The 16,843-nt window shown below is 66.0% G+C and carries 16 protein-coding genes and 2 pseudogenes; 3 read left to right on the top strand and 15 right to left on the bottom strand.

The genetic code is table 11. The features are described from left to right. Positions 1-91: 91 nt before the first annotated feature. The 12 genes from DWG20_RS14625 to DWG20_RS14575 all read right to left on the bottom strand — a co-directional run bounded on the left by DWG20_RS14625 (position 92) and on the right by DWG20_RS14575 (position 11,132). Entirely contained in the window at positions 92-1,243 is a 1,152-nt protein-coding gene (locus DWG20_RS14625) for a porin (protein ID WP_115434492.1), read from the bottom strand. A 613-nt stretch (positions 1,244-1,856) separates the two neighbouring features. Further along, positions 1,857-2,327 (bottom strand): hypothetical protein, encoded by a 471-nt coding sequence (locus DWG20_RS16290; protein ID WP_220271969.1) that lies wholly within the window; start codon positions 2,325-2,327, stop codon positions 1,857-1,859. Between the two features lie 228 nt (positions 2,328-2,555). Beyond that, entirely contained in the window at positions 2,556-3,137 is a 582-nt protein-coding gene (locus tag DWG20_RS16285) for a hypothetical protein (protein WP_220271968.1), read from the bottom strand. Positions 3,138-3,336: 199 nt separating this feature from the next. Further along, positions 3,337-4,299, bottom strand: coding sequence for a PLP-dependent cysteine synthase family protein (locus tag DWG20_RS14615; RefSeq protein ID WP_115434491.1), 963 nt, complete (start codon positions 4,297-4,299; stop codon positions 3,337-3,339). Further along, the gene (gene moeB / locus DWG20_RS14610) at positions 4,289-5,455 is read right to left on the bottom strand and encodes a molybdopterin-synthase adenylyltransferase MoeB (protein WP_115434490.1); all 1,167 of its coding nucleotides are present in this window, start codon (positions 5,453-5,455) and stop codon (positions 4,289-4,291) included. The genes DWG20_RS14615 and moeB overlap by 11 nt, the downstream gene beginning before the upstream one ends. Continuing rightward, a complete protein-coding gene (locus DWG20_RS14605) occupies positions 5,439-5,738 on the bottom strand; it encodes a MoaD/ThiS family protein (RefSeq protein WP_115434489.1) in 300 nt (99 codons plus the stop codon). Before DWG20_RS14605 ends, moeB begins: the two co-directional genes overlap by 17 nt. Beyond that, complete coding sequence (locus tag DWG20_RS14600; protein WP_115434488.1) at positions 5,735-6,157, bottom strand: M67 family metallopeptidase; 423 nt, start codon at positions 6,155-6,157, stop codon at positions 5,735-5,737. The genes DWG20_RS14605 and DWG20_RS14600 overlap by 4 nt, the downstream gene beginning before the upstream one ends. 153 nt (positions 6,158-6,310) lie before the next feature. Then, positions 6,311-7,804 (bottom strand): AMP nucleosidase, encoded by a 1,494-nt coding sequence (locus DWG20_RS14595; protein ID WP_115434487.1) that lies wholly within the window; start codon positions 7,802-7,804, stop codon positions 6,311-6,313. 601 nt (positions 7,805-8,405) lie between these two features. After that, entirely contained in the window at positions 8,406-9,692 is a 1,287-nt protein-coding gene (locus tag DWG20_RS14590; protein ID WP_115434486.1) for an RNA polymerase sigma factor, read from the bottom strand. After that, positions 9,689-10,117 carry a YciI family protein gene (locus DWG20_RS14585; RefSeq protein ID WP_115434485.1) on the bottom strand — a complete coding sequence of 143 codons (429 nt, stop codon included), beginning with the start codon at positions 10,115-10,117 and terminating at the stop codon, positions 9,689-9,691. Before DWG20_RS14585 ends, DWG20_RS14590 begins: the two co-directional genes overlap by 4 nt. A gap of 118 nt (positions 10,118-10,235) precedes the next feature. Then, a complete protein-coding gene (locus DWG20_RS14580; RefSeq protein WP_115434484.1) occupies positions 10,236-10,649 on the bottom strand; it encodes a VOC family protein in 414 nt (137 codons plus the stop codon). Between the two features lie 39 nt (positions 10,650-10,688). Next, complete coding sequence (locus tag DWG20_RS14575; RefSeq protein ID WP_115434483.1) at positions 10,689-11,132, bottom strand: YciI family protein; 444 nt, start codon at positions 11,130-11,132, stop codon at positions 10,689-10,691. Positions 11,133-11,731: 599 nt separating this feature from the next. Between DWG20_RS14575 and DWG20_RS14570 the strand changes: the two are divergent. The 3 genes and pseudogenes from DWG20_RS14570 to DWG20_RS14560 all read left to right on the top strand — a co-directional run. Further along, positions 11,732-12,037, top strand: a pseudogene (locus tag DWG20_RS14570) (transposase); the annotation flags it as partial. Positions 12,038-12,124: 87 nt separating this feature from the next. Further along, the gene (locus DWG20_RS14565; protein ID WP_115434482.1) at positions 12,125-13,168 is read left to right on the top strand and encodes an IS110 family RNA-guided transposase; all 1,044 of its coding nucleotides are present in this window, start codon (positions 12,125-12,127) and stop codon (positions 13,166-13,168) included. A gap of 291 nt (positions 13,169-13,459) precedes the next feature. Then, positions 13,460-13,999, top strand: a pseudogene (locus DWG20_RS14560) (IS5 family transposase); the annotation flags it as partial. Between the two features lie 268 nt (positions 14,000-14,267). On the opposite strand, the gene bluB reads toward DWG20_RS14560, so the two are convergent. Genes bluB through cobO form a run of 3 tightly spaced genes read right to left on the bottom strand, consistent with a single transcriptional unit; the run spans position 14,268 to position 16,833 of the window. Next, positions 14,268-14,927 carry a 5,6-dimethylbenzimidazole synthase gene (bluB, locus tag DWG20_RS14555; RefSeq protein ID WP_115434481.1) on the bottom strand — a complete coding sequence of 220 codons (660 nt, stop codon included), beginning with the start codon at positions 14,925-14,927 and terminating at the stop codon, positions 14,268-14,270. After that, positions 14,924-16,225: a cobyrinic acid a,c-diamide synthase CobB gene (locus tag DWG20_RS14550; RefSeq protein ID WP_115434480.1), complete on the bottom strand. Its 1,302-nt coding sequence runs from the start codon at positions 16,223-16,225 to the stop codon at positions 14,924-14,926. Before DWG20_RS14550 ends, bluB begins: the two co-directional genes overlap by 4 nt. A gap of 2 nt (positions 16,226-16,227) precedes the next feature. Beyond that, a complete protein-coding gene (gene cobO, locus DWG20_RS14545; RefSeq protein ID WP_245944729.1) occupies positions 16,228-16,833 on the bottom strand; it encodes a cob(I)yrinic acid a,c-diamide adenosyltransferase in 606 nt (201 codons plus the stop codon). Between the last annotated feature and the right edge of the window lie 10 nt (positions 16,834-16,843).

Here is a 16,843-nt window from a genome sequence, read left to right as displayed (position 1 = left end):
ACCTGGCTGTTCGACCCGGAGCAAGTAAGCACCCCGCCCAAGCGCCCCCGCAATGCGGAGGCGCTCATGCGCGGTCAACGATTGGAAGGCTTCAGAACGAGACCTTCATGCCGATGCCGAAGGCCTGCGGGTCGTTGCCGGCGGTCAGCTTGGCGGCGCCGGTGCCGCCGCCTTCGCTGTAGACCGAGTTGGTGACGAAGTTCACGCTGGCTTTGCTCTCGTTCTTGATCTTGGTGGCGTAGGCGTAGAGCTGGGTGCGCTTGGACAGGTCGTAGGTCGCGCCCAGCAGCCACTGTCTGGCCTTGTAGTCGTCTTCGGTGCCGGCTGCGGCGTTTTTCAGCTTGCCGAGCCGGCCGTAGCCCGCCTTCACGGTGACGGCGCCAAAGTCCTGGCCAAGCGCGACCAGCCAGTCGTTCTGCGTGGTGTCGGCGGCGGAGGCATTGTCGACCTTGACCTGTTCGAAGCCGGCGCCGACGAAGGTACCGGTCGCGAACTTGTAGCCGGCGGCGAGTTTGTAGCCCTCGGTCTTGTCGATGGACTTGGTCTGGTTGGCAGGCGTGCTGCTGTTGAGGCGCGAGCCTTCGCGATCGTAGCCCGCACCCAGCTTCAGGCCGCCGTTGGCGTAACTGGCCGCGACCGACAGACGGTCATCGTTCTGGCGGTAGCCGTCGACCGAGCCGACGGTGCGCGCTTCGTCGACGCCGTAGGAGACGCCGGCCTGAATGCCCAAGAACATCGGCGAGGTGTAGTTCACGCTGTTCTTGAGGCGGGTTTCCCGGCGGCTGTGGATGCCGACGCCACCATGGGTGTCGCCGGCGGTGTCGCCGAGGATGTTCAGTCCGACCGAGCCGGGCAGGCGCTTGTACGCGGTGTCGTAGTTGCCGAGCAGGAAAGTCCCGAAGCCGCCCTGCAGGCCGACGAAGGTGTTGCGCGTGGCCAGGGTCGCCGTTTCGCCCTTGTCGTTGATGCCGCCCTGCTCGAAGTTGCGCAGGCTGCTTTCGACCTGCCAGATCGCCTTCAGGCCGTTGCCGAGGTCTTCGTTCCCCTTGAAACCGATGCGCGAGTTGTTGTCGAGCACGCGGGTGGTCGAGCGGTAGTCCTTGGCGGTGTCGCCGTTGCCGGTGGCCTTGGTGCTCTCGACGCCGCCGCTGAGGAAGCCGTAGACGGTGACGTCGGCGTGCGCGGCCAGCGGCAGGGACGGCAGGATGGCGAGCGCGAGGGCGAGTTTTTTCTTGTTCTGCATAGTGCAGGTTCTCCTTTGTAGGGGTGCGGCTGTGTGTCGGGCTCTGTGGCCCGTATTGTTGTGCGCAAGCGTGAGGTTCTGGCGAATGTCCTCCGTGGCAGGTGAAAACTTATAGAGGTCTTACTGGTCATGCCAGCAGGGTTTGCCAGCGTCGCGTGCCGGGGCAAAGGGCGGCGCGTTGCAACATCGCGTGCCGGGATGGGTTGCCAAAGAACGGTGAATCATCGCGCCGGGACCCATCTAGGACCGCCGCCGAGCCCGTGCCTATACGGATACTCCTGACGGTCGGGGGCCGTGCTGGCTTCGGCGGGCCGCCAAGACCGTCGGTGGCTTGAACGACCGGCCGGGAGCCCGACCTGTCGCGGCACGGCATCGGATCCATTCTTTTTTTTTGCAGAGTATATGATACGTAATCTGTAATTACAAACATCGTATAGGCATGGTTTTTATCGAGAAATTAATGCTGATCATTGTGGGGGAAATGCTGTTTCGGCGAAGCGTTCGCTGCCGGGGCGGAAAGTTCATCGCGACGGCCGTCGCCGTCACGGCGTCTTGACGAAGGCGCCGCGGACCGAGAAACGAACGCGGCCGCGCACCTGGCCGGCGCCGTCCTTCAGCTCCAGCGTGTGTCGTCCCGGCCAGGGCATCCAGGGTAGGGGGCGCCCCGGCCGATCATCTTGCCGTCCATCCACCATTGCGGCGCGTTCACGCCGCGCGCGCGCAGCAGCAGGCGCTGGTTGGCCGGCGGGATGTCCGGGTCGAGCGCGAACACGCTGCCGTCCAAGGGCGCTGCGATGCCGGCCGGCTGGTTCACCTGCCGGTCGCGTTCGGTGCCGGCGAGAAACCATTCGTGCCGGCCGGCTTCGATGCCGTCCTGGTAGCGCACCGTGCGCCGGGTGACGCCGGCGGGGGCTGTGGGCGGCTGCGACGGCGCGGAGCGCTGCAGATGATCGAGCAGCGCCAGCCACACCGGCGCCGCGCCGTGCATGCCCGAGACGTCCCACATCGATTCGCCGCCGGCGTTGCCGACCCAGACCGCGACCGTGTAGCGGCGCGAGAAGCCGACCGCCCAGTTGTCGCGCATGTCCTTGCTGGTGCCGGTCTTGACCGCGCTCCAGTAGCGCGTCGACAGCGCGCTCTCCAGGCCGAAGGTCCGCGCGCGCGGTGCGGTCGGAGAGGATGCCGGCGACGATGAAGCTGGTCGCCGCGTCGAGCTTGCGTATAGGTTTTGAGCGAGGCTCGGCCAAGGTCCAGCGCATCGCGCTGTACAGCCCCTGATTGGCGAGCGTGCGGTAGGCGTTGGCAAGATCGATCAGCCGGATGTCGGCCGCGCCGACAGCGAGCCGCTCGAGCCGACCCACGCGAGGATGTCGCCGCTGGCGTTGTCGAGCACGACGGCGGCGCCGTCCTGCACGTTGCGCTCGGCGAGCGCCGCCAGATGCCGCTTGAGCGTCGCGGTCGCGTAGCGCTGCAGGTCGGCGTCGAGCGTGCTCGTCACGCGCGCGCCGGCGGACGGCCAGCTCTTCACGATGGCGGGCGCGCCGGTGAAAAAGCCGTAAGAGGTCGGCGCGATCGAAGTGCCCGCGAGGTCCTTGAGCCCGGCGCGCGGCGTGAAACGGCAGCTTGTGTCGGCCGGCGGCGCCTCCTTGATGTCGAACACCCAGGTCTTGTCGTCGACCCAGTGCCCCTTGCCATCGAGCGCGCACGACATCTGCATCGGCGCGGGCGCCGCGGTGTCGCCGAGCCGGATCATCGGCGTCGCGAAGCTGATCCGGACCTGCTCGGGCGCACGGGCTTCGCCTTGCGGGCTGAAGGTCTGCACGCCGGCGGCGTGCGCGGGCAGGCCGGCCAGAAACAGGCCGGCGGCGAGCATCAGGTGTTGGGCGGCTTTCATGGCGACCTATCGAGGTGGGGGACGAGGAACCGCCTTGAAGGCGGGCGCTTCACGGTCCGGAACGGCATGCACGGTGGGCGGCGCGTAAAAGGGTATCGGGAAGGGCGATGCGCCGGGTGAACGCAATCGGCATCGTCATTCGTGGGCCCTCAGGCTGAGGGTAGTCGATGGAAAACGTCGGGGGCGGGCGGGTCTTTGTCTACGTACGACGCAAGGTCGCGATCTGCTGCCACATCCCGGTCGAAACGTAGCGCTCGCCGGTGTCGTTGAGAAAGGTGACGATCACCGGGTAGCGTCGCTGCGACGCGACCTCAAGCGCGGCGTGGACGAAGGCGCCGGACGACGGGCCGACGTACAGGCCGAGCCGGGCGAGGCGCGCGCACATCGCGACGGCCTGGTCCGACGTGACGGCGAGGGTCTCGTCGATCAGCGTGGCATCGAGCAGCTCGGGGACGATGTCGCCGGGCGAGCCATAGGGCTTCAGCCCTTCGATGCCGGGGAAGGTCTCGGGGATCACCGCGGCGATATGCGTGTGCGGGTTGGCCTGCCGCAGCCGCCGGCCGGTGCCGGTGAGCGTGCCGCCGGTGCCGATGCCGGCGACGAGCGCGTCGGGCGGGCCGAGGCCCAGCTCGGACAGTTGCGTGACGATCTCCTCCGCCGTGCCGTCGAAATGGGCGAGCCAGTTGTTGCAGTTGGAATACTGGTCGCAATGCCAGTAACGGTCTGGGTCGGCCTCGGCCAACCTTCTTGCCTCGCGCAGCGCGAAGTCGTAGCCCTCGATCGGGTCGGTGACGATCAGCTCGGCGCCGTGCGCGCGCATGCGGTCCAGCCGCTCGCGGCTGGCGTTGCCCGGCACGACGATGGTGACGCCGACGCCGAGCGCCGCGCCGAGCATCGCGTAGGAAATGCCGGCGTTGCCCGACGAGGAGTCCAATAGACGCCTGCCTCCGGCGAAGGTCCCCGCCCGCCACGCCTCGACCAGCATGCGCGCGACCGGCCGGTCCTTGATCGAGCCGCCGGGGTTGACGCTCTCGAGCTTGGCGAACAGCCGCGTGCCGGGCGCCACCTCGGCGACGAAGGAAAGCTCCACCAGCGGCGTGTGGCCGACGGCGGCGATGAGCGCGCGGGCGGGCGCGGGTAGCGCCGCCGCGTCAGGCTGCATGGCAGAAGCGCTCGTAGTCGACGTAGCCGGGGAAGGTGCGGCCGGCGGCGCAGTAGGCGCAGTCTGGGTTGGGTTGCAATTGCAGCTCGGTGAACTCGGCCTTCAGCGCGTCGTAGCACAGCAGCCGGCCGACGAGCGGGTCGCCGATGTCGAGCAGCAGCTTGAGCGTTTCGACCGCCTCGATCAGGCCGATCAGCCCCGGCAGCACGCCGAGCACGCCGGCCTCCATGCACGACGGCGCGAACTCGGGCGGCGGCGGTTCCGGATACAGGCAGCGGTAGCACGGGCCGCGCCGCTTGCCGTAGCCGGGCCAGAACACGCTGGCCTGCCCTTCGAAGCGGTAGACCGAGCCGTGCACGTTGGGGATGCCGAGCTTCACGCACGCGTCGTTCACCAGGTAGCGCGTCGGGAAGTTGTCCGAGCCGTCGACCACGACGTCGTAGCCGGAGAAGATGTCCTCGACGTTCTCGCTCGTGAGGCGCGTCTCGTAGGTCTCGACCTTGATGGTCGGGTTCAGCGCCTCGATCGCCTGCCGGGCCGATCTGACCTTGGGCATGCCGATCTTGGCCTCGGCATGCAGGATCTGCCGTTGCAGATTGCTGCGGTCGACGACGTCGTGGTCGACGATGCCTAGCGTGCCGACGCCGGCCGCGCCGAGGTAGAACGCGGCCGGGCAGCCGAGGCCGCCGGCGCCGATCAGCAGCACCCGGGACGCCAACAGCCGCGTCTGGCCCGCCTCGCCGACCTCGGGGATCGAGAGATGGCGCGCGTAGCGTTCGCGCGCCGAGGCGTCGAGTCGCGACGGCTGTTCGAACGGCAGCCCTTCGGCCTTCCAGCGCGCGAAGCCGCCCGCCATCGAATAGAGCGTGCTGTAACCCAGCCGCGCGAGGCTGTCCGCGGCGAACAGCGAGCGCGTGCCGCCGTTGCACATCACGACGACCGGTTGGCCGAAGTCCGGGATCGCGTCCTCTACGCGCAGCTCCAGGAAGCCGCGCCCGAGCCGGTGCGCGCCGGGCGGGCTGCCCTGCGCGATCTCTTCGGCCTCGCGCACGTCGATGAGGGCCGCACCCTGCACCTGCAGCTGCAAGGCCTCGCCCGGCGTGATTTCGGCGATGCGCGATTTCAGCTCGGCGAGCTGCCTATCTTTCGCTTTCATGGCGGCCTCCCGCGACGGCAGGCACGATCGCGATCACGTCGCCCTCCTTGACCGGGGTGGATAAGCCTTGCCGGGCGCGCACGTCGGCCTTGCCGAGATAGATGTTCACGAAGGGGCGCGGCTCGCCATCCGGACCGAGGATGCGCTCCCCGATGCCTTCATGCCGTTGGAACAGGCTGGCCAATGCCTCCCCCACCGTGTCGGCCTGCACAGCGACCTCGTCGGCGCCTTCGGTGTAAGTACGTAAAGGGGTGGGAATACGAATCACCACGAGCGCGCTCATGATTCAAGCTCCTCTTCCTCGAAGACATCCCCGCTAAGCCGCCAGGATTTGACCGCCGCCACACCATCGCGGTTTACCGACAGGATCAGGTAGGACCAGCCCTCCCAAGCGGCGGCGCGGTCGGTCTCGCTCGGCACGGCGGGGTGGTCGGGGTGGGTGTGCCAGACGCCGACGACGTCCAGCCCAGCGTCCCGCGCCGCCTGCTCGGCCGCGAGGTAGTCGGCGGGGTCCAGTTCGTAGCGGTCGCGCGCGCGTTCCCGGTTGAGGTTGCGCGCCGGGTGCATCGAGTGGACACGGCAGTACTGCGGCTCTTCTCGTTGGCCGATGAGTAGGCCGCAGGTCTCGTGCGGATAGCCCGCGTGCGCAACGGCGCGCAGCGCGTCCAGGACGGGCAAGGGAAGGTGCAGGATCGCTGACATGTCGCGCCTCCGGCGGCGCATCCGACGGCTCACGCCACTCCTAGCCAGTATAGAAAGCGCCCCCCGTTTCGGACATGGGGCGCTAGCCCTATGCAGGGAGCAAGTCAAGCAGCTGAACGGCGCGTCGAATTTCGTGCGGGAGAACGCTCCCGCCTACTGAAACGCCACCTCTGCAAAGCTGCGCAGCTTGCGGCTGTGAAGCTGGTTCACGCCCTGCTCGCGAAGCAGTTCCATCGCCCGGATGCCGATGCGCAGGTGCTGATCGACGCGTTCGCGATAGAAGTGATTGGCCATCCCGGGCAGCTTGATCTCGCCGTGCAAGGGCTTGTCGCTCACGCACAGCAGCGTGCCGTACGGCACCCGGAAACGGAAACCGTTGCCGGCGATGGTGGCGCTTTCCATGTCCAGCGCCACGGCCCGGCTCTGGCTGAAGCGGCGCTGCGGCCGGTTGTCGGGCAGCAGTTCCCAGTTGCGATTGTCGGTGCTGGCCACGGTCCCGGTGCGCATGATGCGCTTGAGCTCGGGACCGCGGGTCTCGGTGATGTCGGACACCGCGGCGGCCAGCGCCAGCTGGATCTCGGCCAGGGCGGGAATCGGCACCCAGAGCGGCAGGTCCTGATCGAGCACGTGGTCGTCCCGCACATAGCCGTGCGCCAGCACATAGTCGCCGAGCTGCTGCGTCTGGCGCAGGCCTGCACAGTGGCCCAGCATGACCCAGGCGTGCGGGCGCAGCACGGCGATGTGGTCGGTAATGGTTTTGGCGTTGGCCGGGCCGACGCCGATATTGACCATGGTGATGCCGCAGCGGTCGCCACGCATCAGGTGGTAGGCCGGCATCTGCGGCAGGCGCGGCGGGGCCTTGCCCGAGGCGTCGCCCGCCTCGGCGGCCAGCCCTTTCCGGCGGGTGATCACATTGCCGGGCTCGACGAAGGCCGTGTAGTCGCTGTCGGGGTCGTCGATGCTTTCGAGGCCGAGGCGGATGAACTCGTCGATGTAGAACTGGTAGTTGGTGAACAGCACGAAGTTCTGGAAGTGTTCGGGCAGGGTGCCCGAATAGTGCCGGAGGCGATGCAGCGAGTAGTCGACGCGCGGAGCGGTGAACAGCGACAGCGGCTGCGGCTCGCCCGAGCGGGGCTCGTACGTGCCGTTGGCGATGCCGTCGTCCATCGCGGCGAGGTCCGGCAGGTCGAACACGTCGCGCATCAGCTGCCGGCGCTCCGCGCTCATGCTGCCTTCGATGTGGTCGCTCTCCGCAAACGAGAAGTGCACCGGGATCGGCTGCGAACTGGTGCCGATTTCCAGTTCGACGCCGTGGTTTTGCAGCAATAGCGTGAATTGCTCGAGGTAATAGTCGCCGAACAGGTCCGGTCGGGTCAGCGTGGTCTCGAAGCGGCCCGGGCCCGCCACGAAGCCGTAACTCAGGCGTGCATTCTCCGCAGGGTTCAAACGCGACACGGTCTCGGTCTGGATCCTGACGAAGGGATAAAAGGCGCGGACATGGCCGGGCAGGTTTTCACCGGCGACGAAGCGCTGCATCGCCTCGCGCAGGTGGGCGAGGCTGCTCTCATAAATGTGGCGAACCTGGTCCAGCGCGGCAACCGGGTCGTTGTAGCGGGAAGGGGGAATGAATGTGGGCAAGTATGGCATGGCGCTATTGTCCAGGAAGCACGTTCAGTGTCATTGGTTCCGGCGTCGGTGTCTTTATGGAAAGACTTGGATGGAGTGCCGAGCTGCCGTCAGTATGCGTCCCGGACTGCGAGCATGGCGACGTCTTCAGTTCAAATTATTGGGTAAATGACCCTCGTGCGACAGCTCAAGATGGGCGCACGAAATGGCTGCGGGCCCGGCGGACGCAAGCCAAAGGTCGTCAACACGACCCAAAGCAGACGCTTTGTGAGCTAGAACACCTGTGCCGATTCACTCTTACAGCTGAAAAAACAATTAACTATCTAACCACGAATGTCACGGAACCGCTCATGGCTAGGCGCGCAAGTCGAGGTAACGGGTGCGCGGTGAGGACGGCAGTGCAAATTGAATGACGCAGGGTGCGCAAGTGGCGTGCGATTTTGCACAGGGTCGCGATCCTGATGCCACCGCGTCTAGCTACCCGAGGACTGGGTGAAGCCGATCTCGATTTCTGGACCTCAGCCTACCAGACGATCGACGCCTTAAAGGCGCCCCCATGGCGAGCGATGAGCGCCATCGGCTCGCCTGGCATGCGTGTAAAGCGCGAGACGCGCCGCTTTCGTCACCGCGGCTCGGGCGGTGCCGATCCGCGTGCGCACGCTCGAGCACGCTCGAGGAGCAGCTCGCGCTCGCGTTCGTTGCGCGTGAGCGAAGCCGCGTGCTCGAACTCCGCACGCGCCTCGTCGAGGCGGTCGAGCTTGGCGAGCAGGTCGCCGCGCACGCTCGGCAACAGGTGGTAGCCCTTGAGCGTCGGCTCCGAGGTCAGCGCGTCGACGAGCTCGAGCCCCGCTGCCGGACCGAACGCCATCGCGAGCGCGACCGCCCGGTTCAGCTCCACGACGGGTGACGGTGCAAGCTGGGCGAGCGCATCGTAGAGCGCCGCGATGCGCGCCCAGTCCGTCTCCTCCGACGTGCGCGCTCGTGCATGACAGGCGGCGATCGCGGCCTGCAACGCGTATGGGCCGAACGCGCCGCCGAGCGCTTCGGCGCGCTCGAGTGCGGCAAGGCCGCGACGGATCAGCAGCTGATCCCAGCGCGCCCGATTTTGCTCGAGCAGCAGGATCGGTTCGCCGGACGGGCCGATCCGCGCCCGCGTGCGCGACGCCTGGATCTCCATCAGCGCCACCAGGCCGTGGACCTCCGGCTCCTGTGGCGCGAGCTCGGCCAGGATACGGCCGAGACGCAGCGCCTCCTCGCACAGCGCGGGTCGTATCCAGTCGTCACCGGCGGTGGACGAGTAGCCTTCGTTGAAGACGAGGTAGAGGACCTGCAGCACCGCCGCCAGCCGGGCGGCGAGCTCGTCTCTTCGCGGCACCTCGAACGGGACGCGCGCCTCGGCGAGGGTGCGCTTGGCGCGGACGATGCGCTGCGCGACGGTCGGCTCCGGAACGAGGAACGCACGCGCGATCTCGTCGGTGGCCAACCCGCCGAGCAGGCGCAGCGTGAGCGCGACGCGCGCCTCGGTCGAGAGCACCGGATGGCAGGCGGTGAACACGAGGCGCAGCAGGTCGTCGCCGATGTCATCGTCGGGCGCGGTGTCGACGTCGTCCACGGCCAGCTCCTGCTGCACCTCGAGTTCGCGACCGAACTCCTCGTGCTTGCGCTCGAGCAGCTTCTTTCGGCGCAAGTGATCGAGCGCTCGATGCTTGGCGGCGGCCATCAGCCAGGCGCCCGGATTGTCCGGGATGCCCGACTCTGGCCAGCGCTCGAGCGCGATGACCAGAGCGTCCTGCGCCAGCTCCTCGGCGAGGCCGACGTCACGCACCATGCGCGCGAGGCTGGCGATGATCCGGGCGGACTCGATCCGCCAGACCGCGTCGATCGCGCGGTGGGTGGCACAAGCCGTCATGTCTCCCGGCGCTGCCCGGCCTCGGCCTGCATCTCGGAAAACCCGGCCGCGGCCTCTTGGACATCGGCCGGAAAGTCCGAGAATTCCTGCACCTGGCGAATCTCGATCACTTCGTTGGCCGAGGCGGGGCAGCGCGACGCCCATTCGATCGCCTCTTCCTTGGACTTCACCTGGATCATCCAGTAGCCGCCGACCACCTCCTTCGCCTCGGCGAACGGCCCGTCGGTCACCTTCGGCTTGCCGCCATCGAACGAGACGCGCGCGCCCATCGACGGCGGGTGCAGGCCATCGAGCGCCAGCAGCACGCCGGCCTTCTGCAGCGCTTCGTTGTATTTCATCATCGCGGCGACAGCCTCGGCGTCCGGCATGCTGCCCGGCGCGGCGTTCTCGTAGCCCTTCGGGATCATCAGCATCATGAATCGCATCTTGTTACTCCTTAGTGATTTCAGTGATTTCAGTTGCGAGCGGGGCGGACGGACCCGACCGGCCAAGCCACCGCTCTATCTGTACGACGAACGGGGCCTGGCCAAATCGACACGGCGCTCAAGCTTCCACGATGATCATCCACGACACGCCGAAGCGGTCGGCCACCATGCCGAAGCTCGGCGAAAAGAAGGTCTTGGCTAGCGGCATCTGCACCTGGCCACCGTCGCCCAACGCCGCGAACAGCCGCTCGGCCTCGGTCTGGTCGGCCACCGAGAGCGACAGCGAAAAGCCCTGGAAGCTCGGCTGCCCCAGGCAGCGGCCGTCGGAAGCCATCACCGTGGTCTCGCCGATGCGGAAGCTCGCATGCATCACCTTGTCCTCGGCACCGGGCGGCACCATGCCCGGTTGCGGCGGCTCGGGGCTGTCCTTCATGCGCATCAGCATCAAGACCTCGGCGCCGAGCGCGTTGCGGTAGAACTCGACCGCCTCTTCACAGCGGCCGTCAAAAAACAGATAGGGCTGGACTTGCATGACGTCTCCTTCTCAAGCATTGGGGGTGATGTTGCGGGTTTAGCGCTTCGCGTCGTTCGCCAGCTGCTCGGCCTGCGTACGCATGCGTTCCTCGGCTTCCCTGAGCTCGGGCGTGAACTCGGGGCCGAAGTCTTCCGCCTCGAACACCTGGCGGATCTCGATCTCTGTCTCGCCGTCGGCGTCGAGCGCCGGCCAGCGTTTGGCCCAGTCGACCGCCTCCTGCTTCGAGTTCACCTGGATCAGGCAGAAGCCGGCGATCAGCTCCTTGGTCTCGGTGAACGGCCCGTCGATCACGGCAGGCTTGCCGCCCGAGAACCTGACGCGCGCCCCCTTAGCGCTCGCCTGCAGCCCCTCGGCCGCGAGCAGCACGCCGGCTTGGGTCATCTCTTCCATATACTGCCCCATCACGGTAAGCAGCGGCTCGCTCGGCATCACGCCGGCCTCGGTGTCCTTGTCGGCCTTGCGCAGGATCATGAATCGCATCGTATTGACTCCTTCTGGTTTCGGGTTCGGAGCTGGGTTGCCGGACGGTCTGGACCGGCTGAACCTAGGCTCCACTGACACGACGAACGAGGGACAGAGAAATCGACAGGTACTGTATCTTTTTTTTTGGGGGGGGGGGGGGGAGTACTGGCTAAGTGTCGGCGATGCGGTGACTTTTTTCATCCCGCAGTCGTGATGGTCCACCGATCGATCGCTTGCTGTGGTCACGCACGACCACCCAGGCCGACTGCGCCGCGCGCGTGACGCCCATCCCGAGCCGGACCTTTGCGGGCAGTGTTGTAGGGCGGTCTCCATGTGAGATATCTCCACCTTCGGTTCATGCTTTCAAGTTTTCTGAAAAGAGTCGGATGCTGATGCCCAAAATAAAAAAGGGCCTCAACCGTAAAGGTTGAGGCCCTGAGCTAGCATCCTTGCGACGCCGTTTTGTGATGCCTTGTCCGGGATGCACCAAATTGGTGCTACCTCGAGGCGCTGTTGCATAAATCCCCCGGTCAGCGCCCTGACGGCATCATCAGGTAAGCTGCCATCATGAGCAAGCCGCCGCCAAGTACCGCACCACCAACTGGAAAGCCTATGCCCTGCAGGAAATCCCCTTGGGGGACAACGCCGCCCTCAAGGCGCGCGGGGCGCTAATGATCTGGGACAAGAACATGCAGTGGCAGGGGCTGGCCACCGGCAAGCGGGGACGGTCTCCGACCTTCAGCGACGCGGCCATTCAGTTTTGTCTGACCATCAAGGGGCGGTTCAGCCTCGCCCTGCGACAAGCCATCGGTTTCGTGCAAAGTTTGTTGAAGCTGGCCGGGCTGAACTGGCCGGCTCCCGACTACAGCACCGTCTGCCGGCGTCAAAAGGATCTCGTGGTCGCCATCCCGGTACGTCCGAGTCAATGGGATGGACGCCCCCTCCTCTAAACGGCATCGCAGTGCCACAGTGAGATGGCTATCACCTCACTGATTGAAGGGAGCGTCACCATGAACGGTAGAACGATCGGGCTGGATCTGGCCAAAAACGTGTTTCAAGTTCACGGAGTCGATGAGCATGGCAAGGTGGTGCTGCGCAAACAGGTGACGCGACACCAGGTGGCAGCCTTCTTTGCCAACCTGCCGCCCTGCCTCATTGGCATGGAGGCCTGCGGCAGCGCCCATCACTGGGCTCGCAAGCTCCAGAGCATGGGCCACGCCGTTAAACTGATGGCGCCCCAGCACGTCAAGCCCTACGTCAAGACCAACAAGAACGATGCCGCGGATGCCGAGGCCATCTGCGAAGCAGTGACCCGCCCGAACATGCGGTTTGTGCCAATCAAGAATGTGGAACAGCAAAGCGTGCTGGCGTTGCACCGGGTACGTCAGGGTTTTGTCAAAGCCCGCACTGCCCAGGCCAACCAGATCCGTGGTCTGCTGGCTGAGCTCGGGCTGATCCTTCCCCAGGGCATGGGCCACATTGCCAACCAGGTGCCAGAGCTCATTGAAGATGCCAGCAACGAACTGCCTGGATCGTTTCGACTGCTGATTCAGCGCCTGCTCGATCATCTGAAGGCGCTGGACAAGCAGGCCAGCGAACTCGAAACGCAGATCCTAGCCTGGCACCGCCAAAGCGAGCTCAGCAAGAAACTAGAGCAAATACCGGGCATTGGCCCCATCACCGCCAGTGCACTGGTCGCCTCTCTGGGCAATGCCAAGAACTTTGATGGGGGTCGGCAGGTGGCGGCCTGGCTGGGGCTGGTGCCTCGCCAACACTCCAGCGGAGGGAAACAAAACCTGCTAGGTATCAGCAAGCGCGGTGACACGTACCTCAGAACCTTGCTGATTCATGGCGCACGAGCCGTGATCTTTCAAGCAGCCCGCAAGACGGAACCTGACGCGACCTGCAACTGGGTGAACCAGGTGGTCAACCGGCGCAACAAGAACGTGGCGGCGGTGGCGCTGGCCAACAAGAATGCTCGCATCGTCTGGGCATTGTTGGCTCATGATCGTCAGTATCAGGCGGGATATGCCCCCATCAAGCCCCGCGCCTGATCAACCGACCGAGTCGTCGTCACCAAGTCCAGCAATAGCCATGCGGGGAGAGCAGAACCACCGATTGCTCAGGCAATCATGAAGTGATGGCAAGACAGGTCAGACCGTGGTTGGCAAAGCCCGTTCCATTCGCGGCACCTTGAGTGCGAGAAGGCGATTGAGGCGTCAACCAGCGTAACCCATCAGGGACAGTGGCATGGTTCCACGAACAAAGTCCGAATGTACGGGTGCAATCTATACCTTCACGCTGTCATGAATTGAGGGCTTGGCAAACCGGGGGCGTCCATGTACGAGTGGAAGACAAAAAAGCACGGCGCCGAGTATCGCCGCCAGTGGCGCAAGGTCCATCTGGGCATCGATGCGCAGACCCTGGAGATCCGGGCCATCGAGGTCACCGACCACACGGTGGGCGACGCGCCCATGCTGTCCGAGTTACTGGATCAGATCCCGTCCGATGAAACGGTTCTTTCTGTGAGCGGCGATGGCGCCTACGACACCCAGGGCTGCCATGAGGCCATCGCCCGGCGCCAGGCCGTCGCGGTGATACCGACCCGCAAGAATGCCAAGCCGTGGAAAGCGAATCGACCGGGTGCCGCTGCTCGTAACGAGATTCTGCGCACCACCCGGCATCTGGGTCGGGCGATCTGGAAGACATGGAGCGGCTACCACCGGCGCAGCCTGGTGGAAACCAAGATGCGCTGCTTCAAGCTCCTGGGCGAACGGGTGATGGCCAGAGACTTCGATCGTCAGGTGGCGGAGTTGCAGGTGCGGGCGGCGATCCTGAATCGCTTCACCCATCTGGGCACGCCGGCCACCGTCCGTGTGGCATAAATCCATCTGGGGAAAGGGGCTTTGCGCTCTGACCGGCATTTGTACAACAGCGCCCATCAGATCTAGTAAGGCCTGCGGTTCCGACCGGCTTTGTGAAGGGTATGGCCGCCCCCTTTCTGAAGCGGCATTGAGGTGCCACAGCAAGTTGCAAGCGACTCACTGGATGAAGGGAGCGTCCATACCTTTAACAAATAACAAAGCCATGTTTTACATGGAGGTATGAGTTTGAACCGGCATGCCTAAGCTCGTGTGCGTCTTGGGAGGGGCATTATTCCCGACGGATCGACGCATCATTTTGCCAATAATTTTCGGATAGCAATGCCGCCAGCGGCTGGCGACTGGCCCAGTCTTCCTGTTCCAGCATCGGTTTGGCGTAGAAGGCGTCGACGTGGCCGAGGCAGAGGATGGCCACGGCCTTGGCGCCCGGTGGCAGCTGCAGCAGCTCGCCCAGCGCGGCCGGGTCGAACAGCGACACCCAGCCGAGGCCGATGCCCTCGGCGCGCGCGGCCAGCCACAGGTTCTGGATGGCACAGGCGACCGAGGCCAGGTCCATCTCCGGCAGCGTGCGCCGGCCGAACACGTGGTGCTCGCGTCCGTCCATCAGCGCCGCGACCAGCACCTCGCCGCAGTCGAGAATCCCTTCCACCTTGAGCCGCATGAATTCGTCCTGACGCTCGCCGAGCGCATCGGCGGTGCGTATACGTTCGGCCTCGACCAGCGCGTGTATCTGTCGGCGTAGCGCCGCATCGCTGATGCGGATGAAGCGCCACGGCTGCATGAAGCCGACGCTGGGCGCCAGGTGCGCGGCCTGCAACAGCCGCTCGAGCAGCGCGGGGCCGAGCGGGTCGGGGCGGAAATGGCGCATGTCGCGGCGCTCGCGGATCACGCGGTAGACGGCGGCGATGTCGGTGTCGCTGTATCGGTTCATGGCAGGAACAGGCCGGCGGCGGCGGTGGGGTTGGACGGGAAGTAGGTATGCAGATAGCTCGCCAGCACGCTGCCGTGGCGGTAGACCGCTTCGCCAGGCGCCGTGCCGCTGGCGCGCTGCGCGTGGGTGAGCGGGGCGAGCGGTGTCTGCAGGCTCGAATAATGGAAGGTGTGGCCGCGCAGCGTCTCGCCGTTCAGTTCGACCGATTGCAGCCCTAGCCCGGCCAGCCTGCCGTGTAGCGTGGCGCTGCCGGGCAGGAGCCCGAGCAGGGCACCGCGGTGGCCGGCCTTGTCGGTGAGCGCGTCGAGCAGGTAGAGCATGCCGCCGCATTCGGCGTAGAGCGGCTTGCCGGCCGCGACGTGCGCCTGCAAGTCGGTCTTGGTCCTAAGGTTGGCCGAGAGCGCGGCGAGGTGCAGTTCCGGGTAGCCGCCCGGTAGGTAGACGGCGTCGGCCGGCGGCAGGGGCTCGTCGGCCAGCGGCGAGAAGAACACGAGTTCCGCCCTGAGCGCGGCGAGCAGCTCCAGGTTGGCCGGGTAAATGAACGAGAACGCCTTGTCGCGGGCGATGGCGATGCGCACGCCGGAAAGCAGCGGCGGCACCGGCACGATAGGCGCCGGCTGGAATTCGACGGCCGGCGGCAGAGCCGTCAGTTCAGTGTCGGCGATCTGCACCGCAGCGGTCTGCAGGCGTCGTTCGAGGTCGCCGATCTCCTGCGCCTGCACCAGTCCCAAGTGGCGCTCCGGCAGCGTCATGGCGTCTTCGCGCATCACGGTGCCGAGGCAGCGCAGCGCCGGTGGCAGCGCCTCTAGCAGCATCTCGGCGTGACGGGCGCTGGCGACGCGGTTGGCCAGCACGCCGTAGAACGGCAGGCCGGGGCGGAAGCTCTCCAGCCCGTGCGCGACGGCAGCGAAGGTCTGCGCCATGCCGGTGGCGTCGATCACGGCCAGCACCGGCACGCCGAAGGTTTGCGCCAGATCGGCACTCGACGGCGTGCCGTCGAACAAGCCCATGCTGCCCTCGATCAGGATCAGGTCGGCATCGGCCGCTGCCTCGTACAGCCGCCGCCGGCAGTCGGCTTCGCCGGTCATCCACAGGTCGAGCGAGTACACCGGGTTACCCGACGCGCGCTCGAGGATGTAGGGGTCGAGGAAGTCCGGCCCGGTCTTGAACACGCGCACGGTGCGGCCCTGGTCACGGTGGTAGCGCGCCAGGCCGGCGGTGAGCGTGGTCTTGCCCTGATGCGAGGCCGGCGCGGTGAGGAACAGCGCCGGGCAGCGGCGCACGGTGTCGGTGCTCATACTCAGAACTCGACGCCCTGCTGCGCCTTGATGCCCTGCTCGCGGTAGGGGTGCTTGACCAGCTTCATTTCGGTGACGAGATCCGCTGCCTCGAGCAGCGCCTCCGGCGCGTGGCGGCCGGTGACCACCACGTGCAGGTCGGCCGAGCGTCCCGCGAGTACCGTCAGCACCTCGTCCAGCGGCAGGTAGTCGTACTTGAGCACGATATTGAGCTCGTCGAGGATCACCATGTCGTACTCGCCGCTTTCGATCATGCGGCATGCCTCGTTCCAGCCCTTGCGCGCGGTGGCGATGTCGGCGTCGCGGTCCTGGGTGTTCCAGGTGTAGCCGTCGCCCATGGTGTGAAAATCGCAGTTGTCGAAGCCGCCCAGCAGGTCGCGCTCGGCGGTGTGCAGCGCGCCCTTGATGAACTGCACCACGCCCAGACGCATGCCGTGGCCGACCACGCGCAGCCCCATGCCGAAGGCGGCGCTGCTCTTGCCCTTGCCGGTACCGGTGTTGACGATCAGCAGCCCCTTTTCCTTGGTGGCGGCGGCCTTCTTCTTCTCGAAGCCGGCCTTGCGCCGTTCGGTCATGCGCTGGTGGGAGGTCGGGTCGGTTTTCATCATGGGTTCCTTG

This window comes from Crenobacter cavernae, assembly GCF_003355495.1.
Taxonomy (GTDB): Bacteria; Pseudomonadota; Gammaproteobacteria; order Burkholderiales; family Chromobacteriaceae; genus Crenobacter; species Crenobacter cavernae.
Note: the sequence above shows the minus strand (reverse complement) of the source record. Positions and strands in the feature narration are given on the sequence as shown.

What these genes read in the sequence shown, in the direction of transcription:
- DWG20_RS14625 (WP_115434492.1), bottom strand. Translation starts at nt 1,243, where the DNA reads ATGCAGAACAAGAAAAAACTCGCCCTCGCGCTCGCCATCCTGCCGTCC.
- DWG20_RS16290 (WP_220271969.1), bottom strand. Translation starts at nt 2,327, where the DNA reads ATGCGCGACAACTGGGCGGTCGGCTTCTCGCGCCGCTACACGGTCGCG.
- DWG20_RS16285 (WP_220271968.1), bottom strand. Translation starts at nt 3,137, where the DNA reads ATGAAAGCCGCCCAACACCTGATGCTCGCCGCCGGCCTGTTTCTGGCC.
- DWG20_RS14615 (WP_115434491.1), bottom strand. Translation starts at nt 4,299, where the DNA reads ATGCAGCCTGACGCGGCGGCGCTACCCGCGCCCGCCCGCGCGCTCATC.
- moeB (WP_115434490.1), bottom strand. Translation starts at nt 5,455, where the DNA reads ATGAAAGCGAAAGATAGGCAGCTCGCCGAGCTGAAATCGCGCATCGCC.
- DWG20_RS14605 (WP_115434489.1), bottom strand. Translation starts at nt 5,738, where the DNA reads ATGAGCGCGCTCGTGGTGATTCGTATTCCCACCCCTTTACGTACTTAC.
- DWG20_RS14600 (WP_115434488.1), bottom strand. Translation starts at nt 6,157, where the DNA reads ATGTCAGCGATCCTGCACCTTCCCTTGCCCGTCCTGGACGCGCTGCGC.
- DWG20_RS14595 (WP_115434487.1), bottom strand. Translation starts at nt 7,804, where the DNA reads ATGCCATACTTGCCCACATTCATTCCCCCTTCCCGCTACAACGACCCG.
- DWG20_RS14590 (WP_115434486.1), bottom strand. Translation starts at nt 9,692, where the DNA reads ATGACGGCTTGTGCCACCCACCGCGCGATCGACGCGGTCTGGCGGATC.
- DWG20_RS14585 (WP_115434485.1), bottom strand. Translation starts at nt 10,117, where the DNA reads ATGCGATTCATGATGCTGATGATCCCGAAGGGCTACGAGAACGCCGCG.
- DWG20_RS14580 (WP_115434484.1), bottom strand. Translation starts at nt 10,649, where the DNA reads ATGCAAGTCCAGCCCTATCTGTTTTTTGACGGCCGCTGTGAAGAGGCG.
- DWG20_RS14575 (WP_115434483.1), bottom strand. Translation starts at nt 11,132, where the DNA reads ATGCGATTCATGATCCTGCGCAAGGCCGACAAGGACACCGAGGCCGGC.
- DWG20_RS14565 (WP_115434482.1), top strand. Translation starts at nt 12,125, where the DNA reads ATGAACGGTAGAACGATCGGGCTGGATCTGGCCAAAAACGTGTTTCAA.
- bluB (WP_115434481.1), bottom strand. Translation starts at nt 14,927, where the DNA reads ATGAACCGATACAGCGACACCGACATCGCCGCCGTCTACCGCGTGATC.
- DWG20_RS14550 (WP_115434480.1), bottom strand. Translation starts at nt 16,225, where the DNA reads ATGAGCACCGACACCGTGCGCCGCTGCCCGGCGCTGTTCCTCACCGCG.
- cobO (WP_245944729.1), bottom strand. Translation starts at nt 16,833, where the DNA reads ATGATGAAAACCGACCCGACCTCCCACCAGCGCATGACCGAACGGCGC.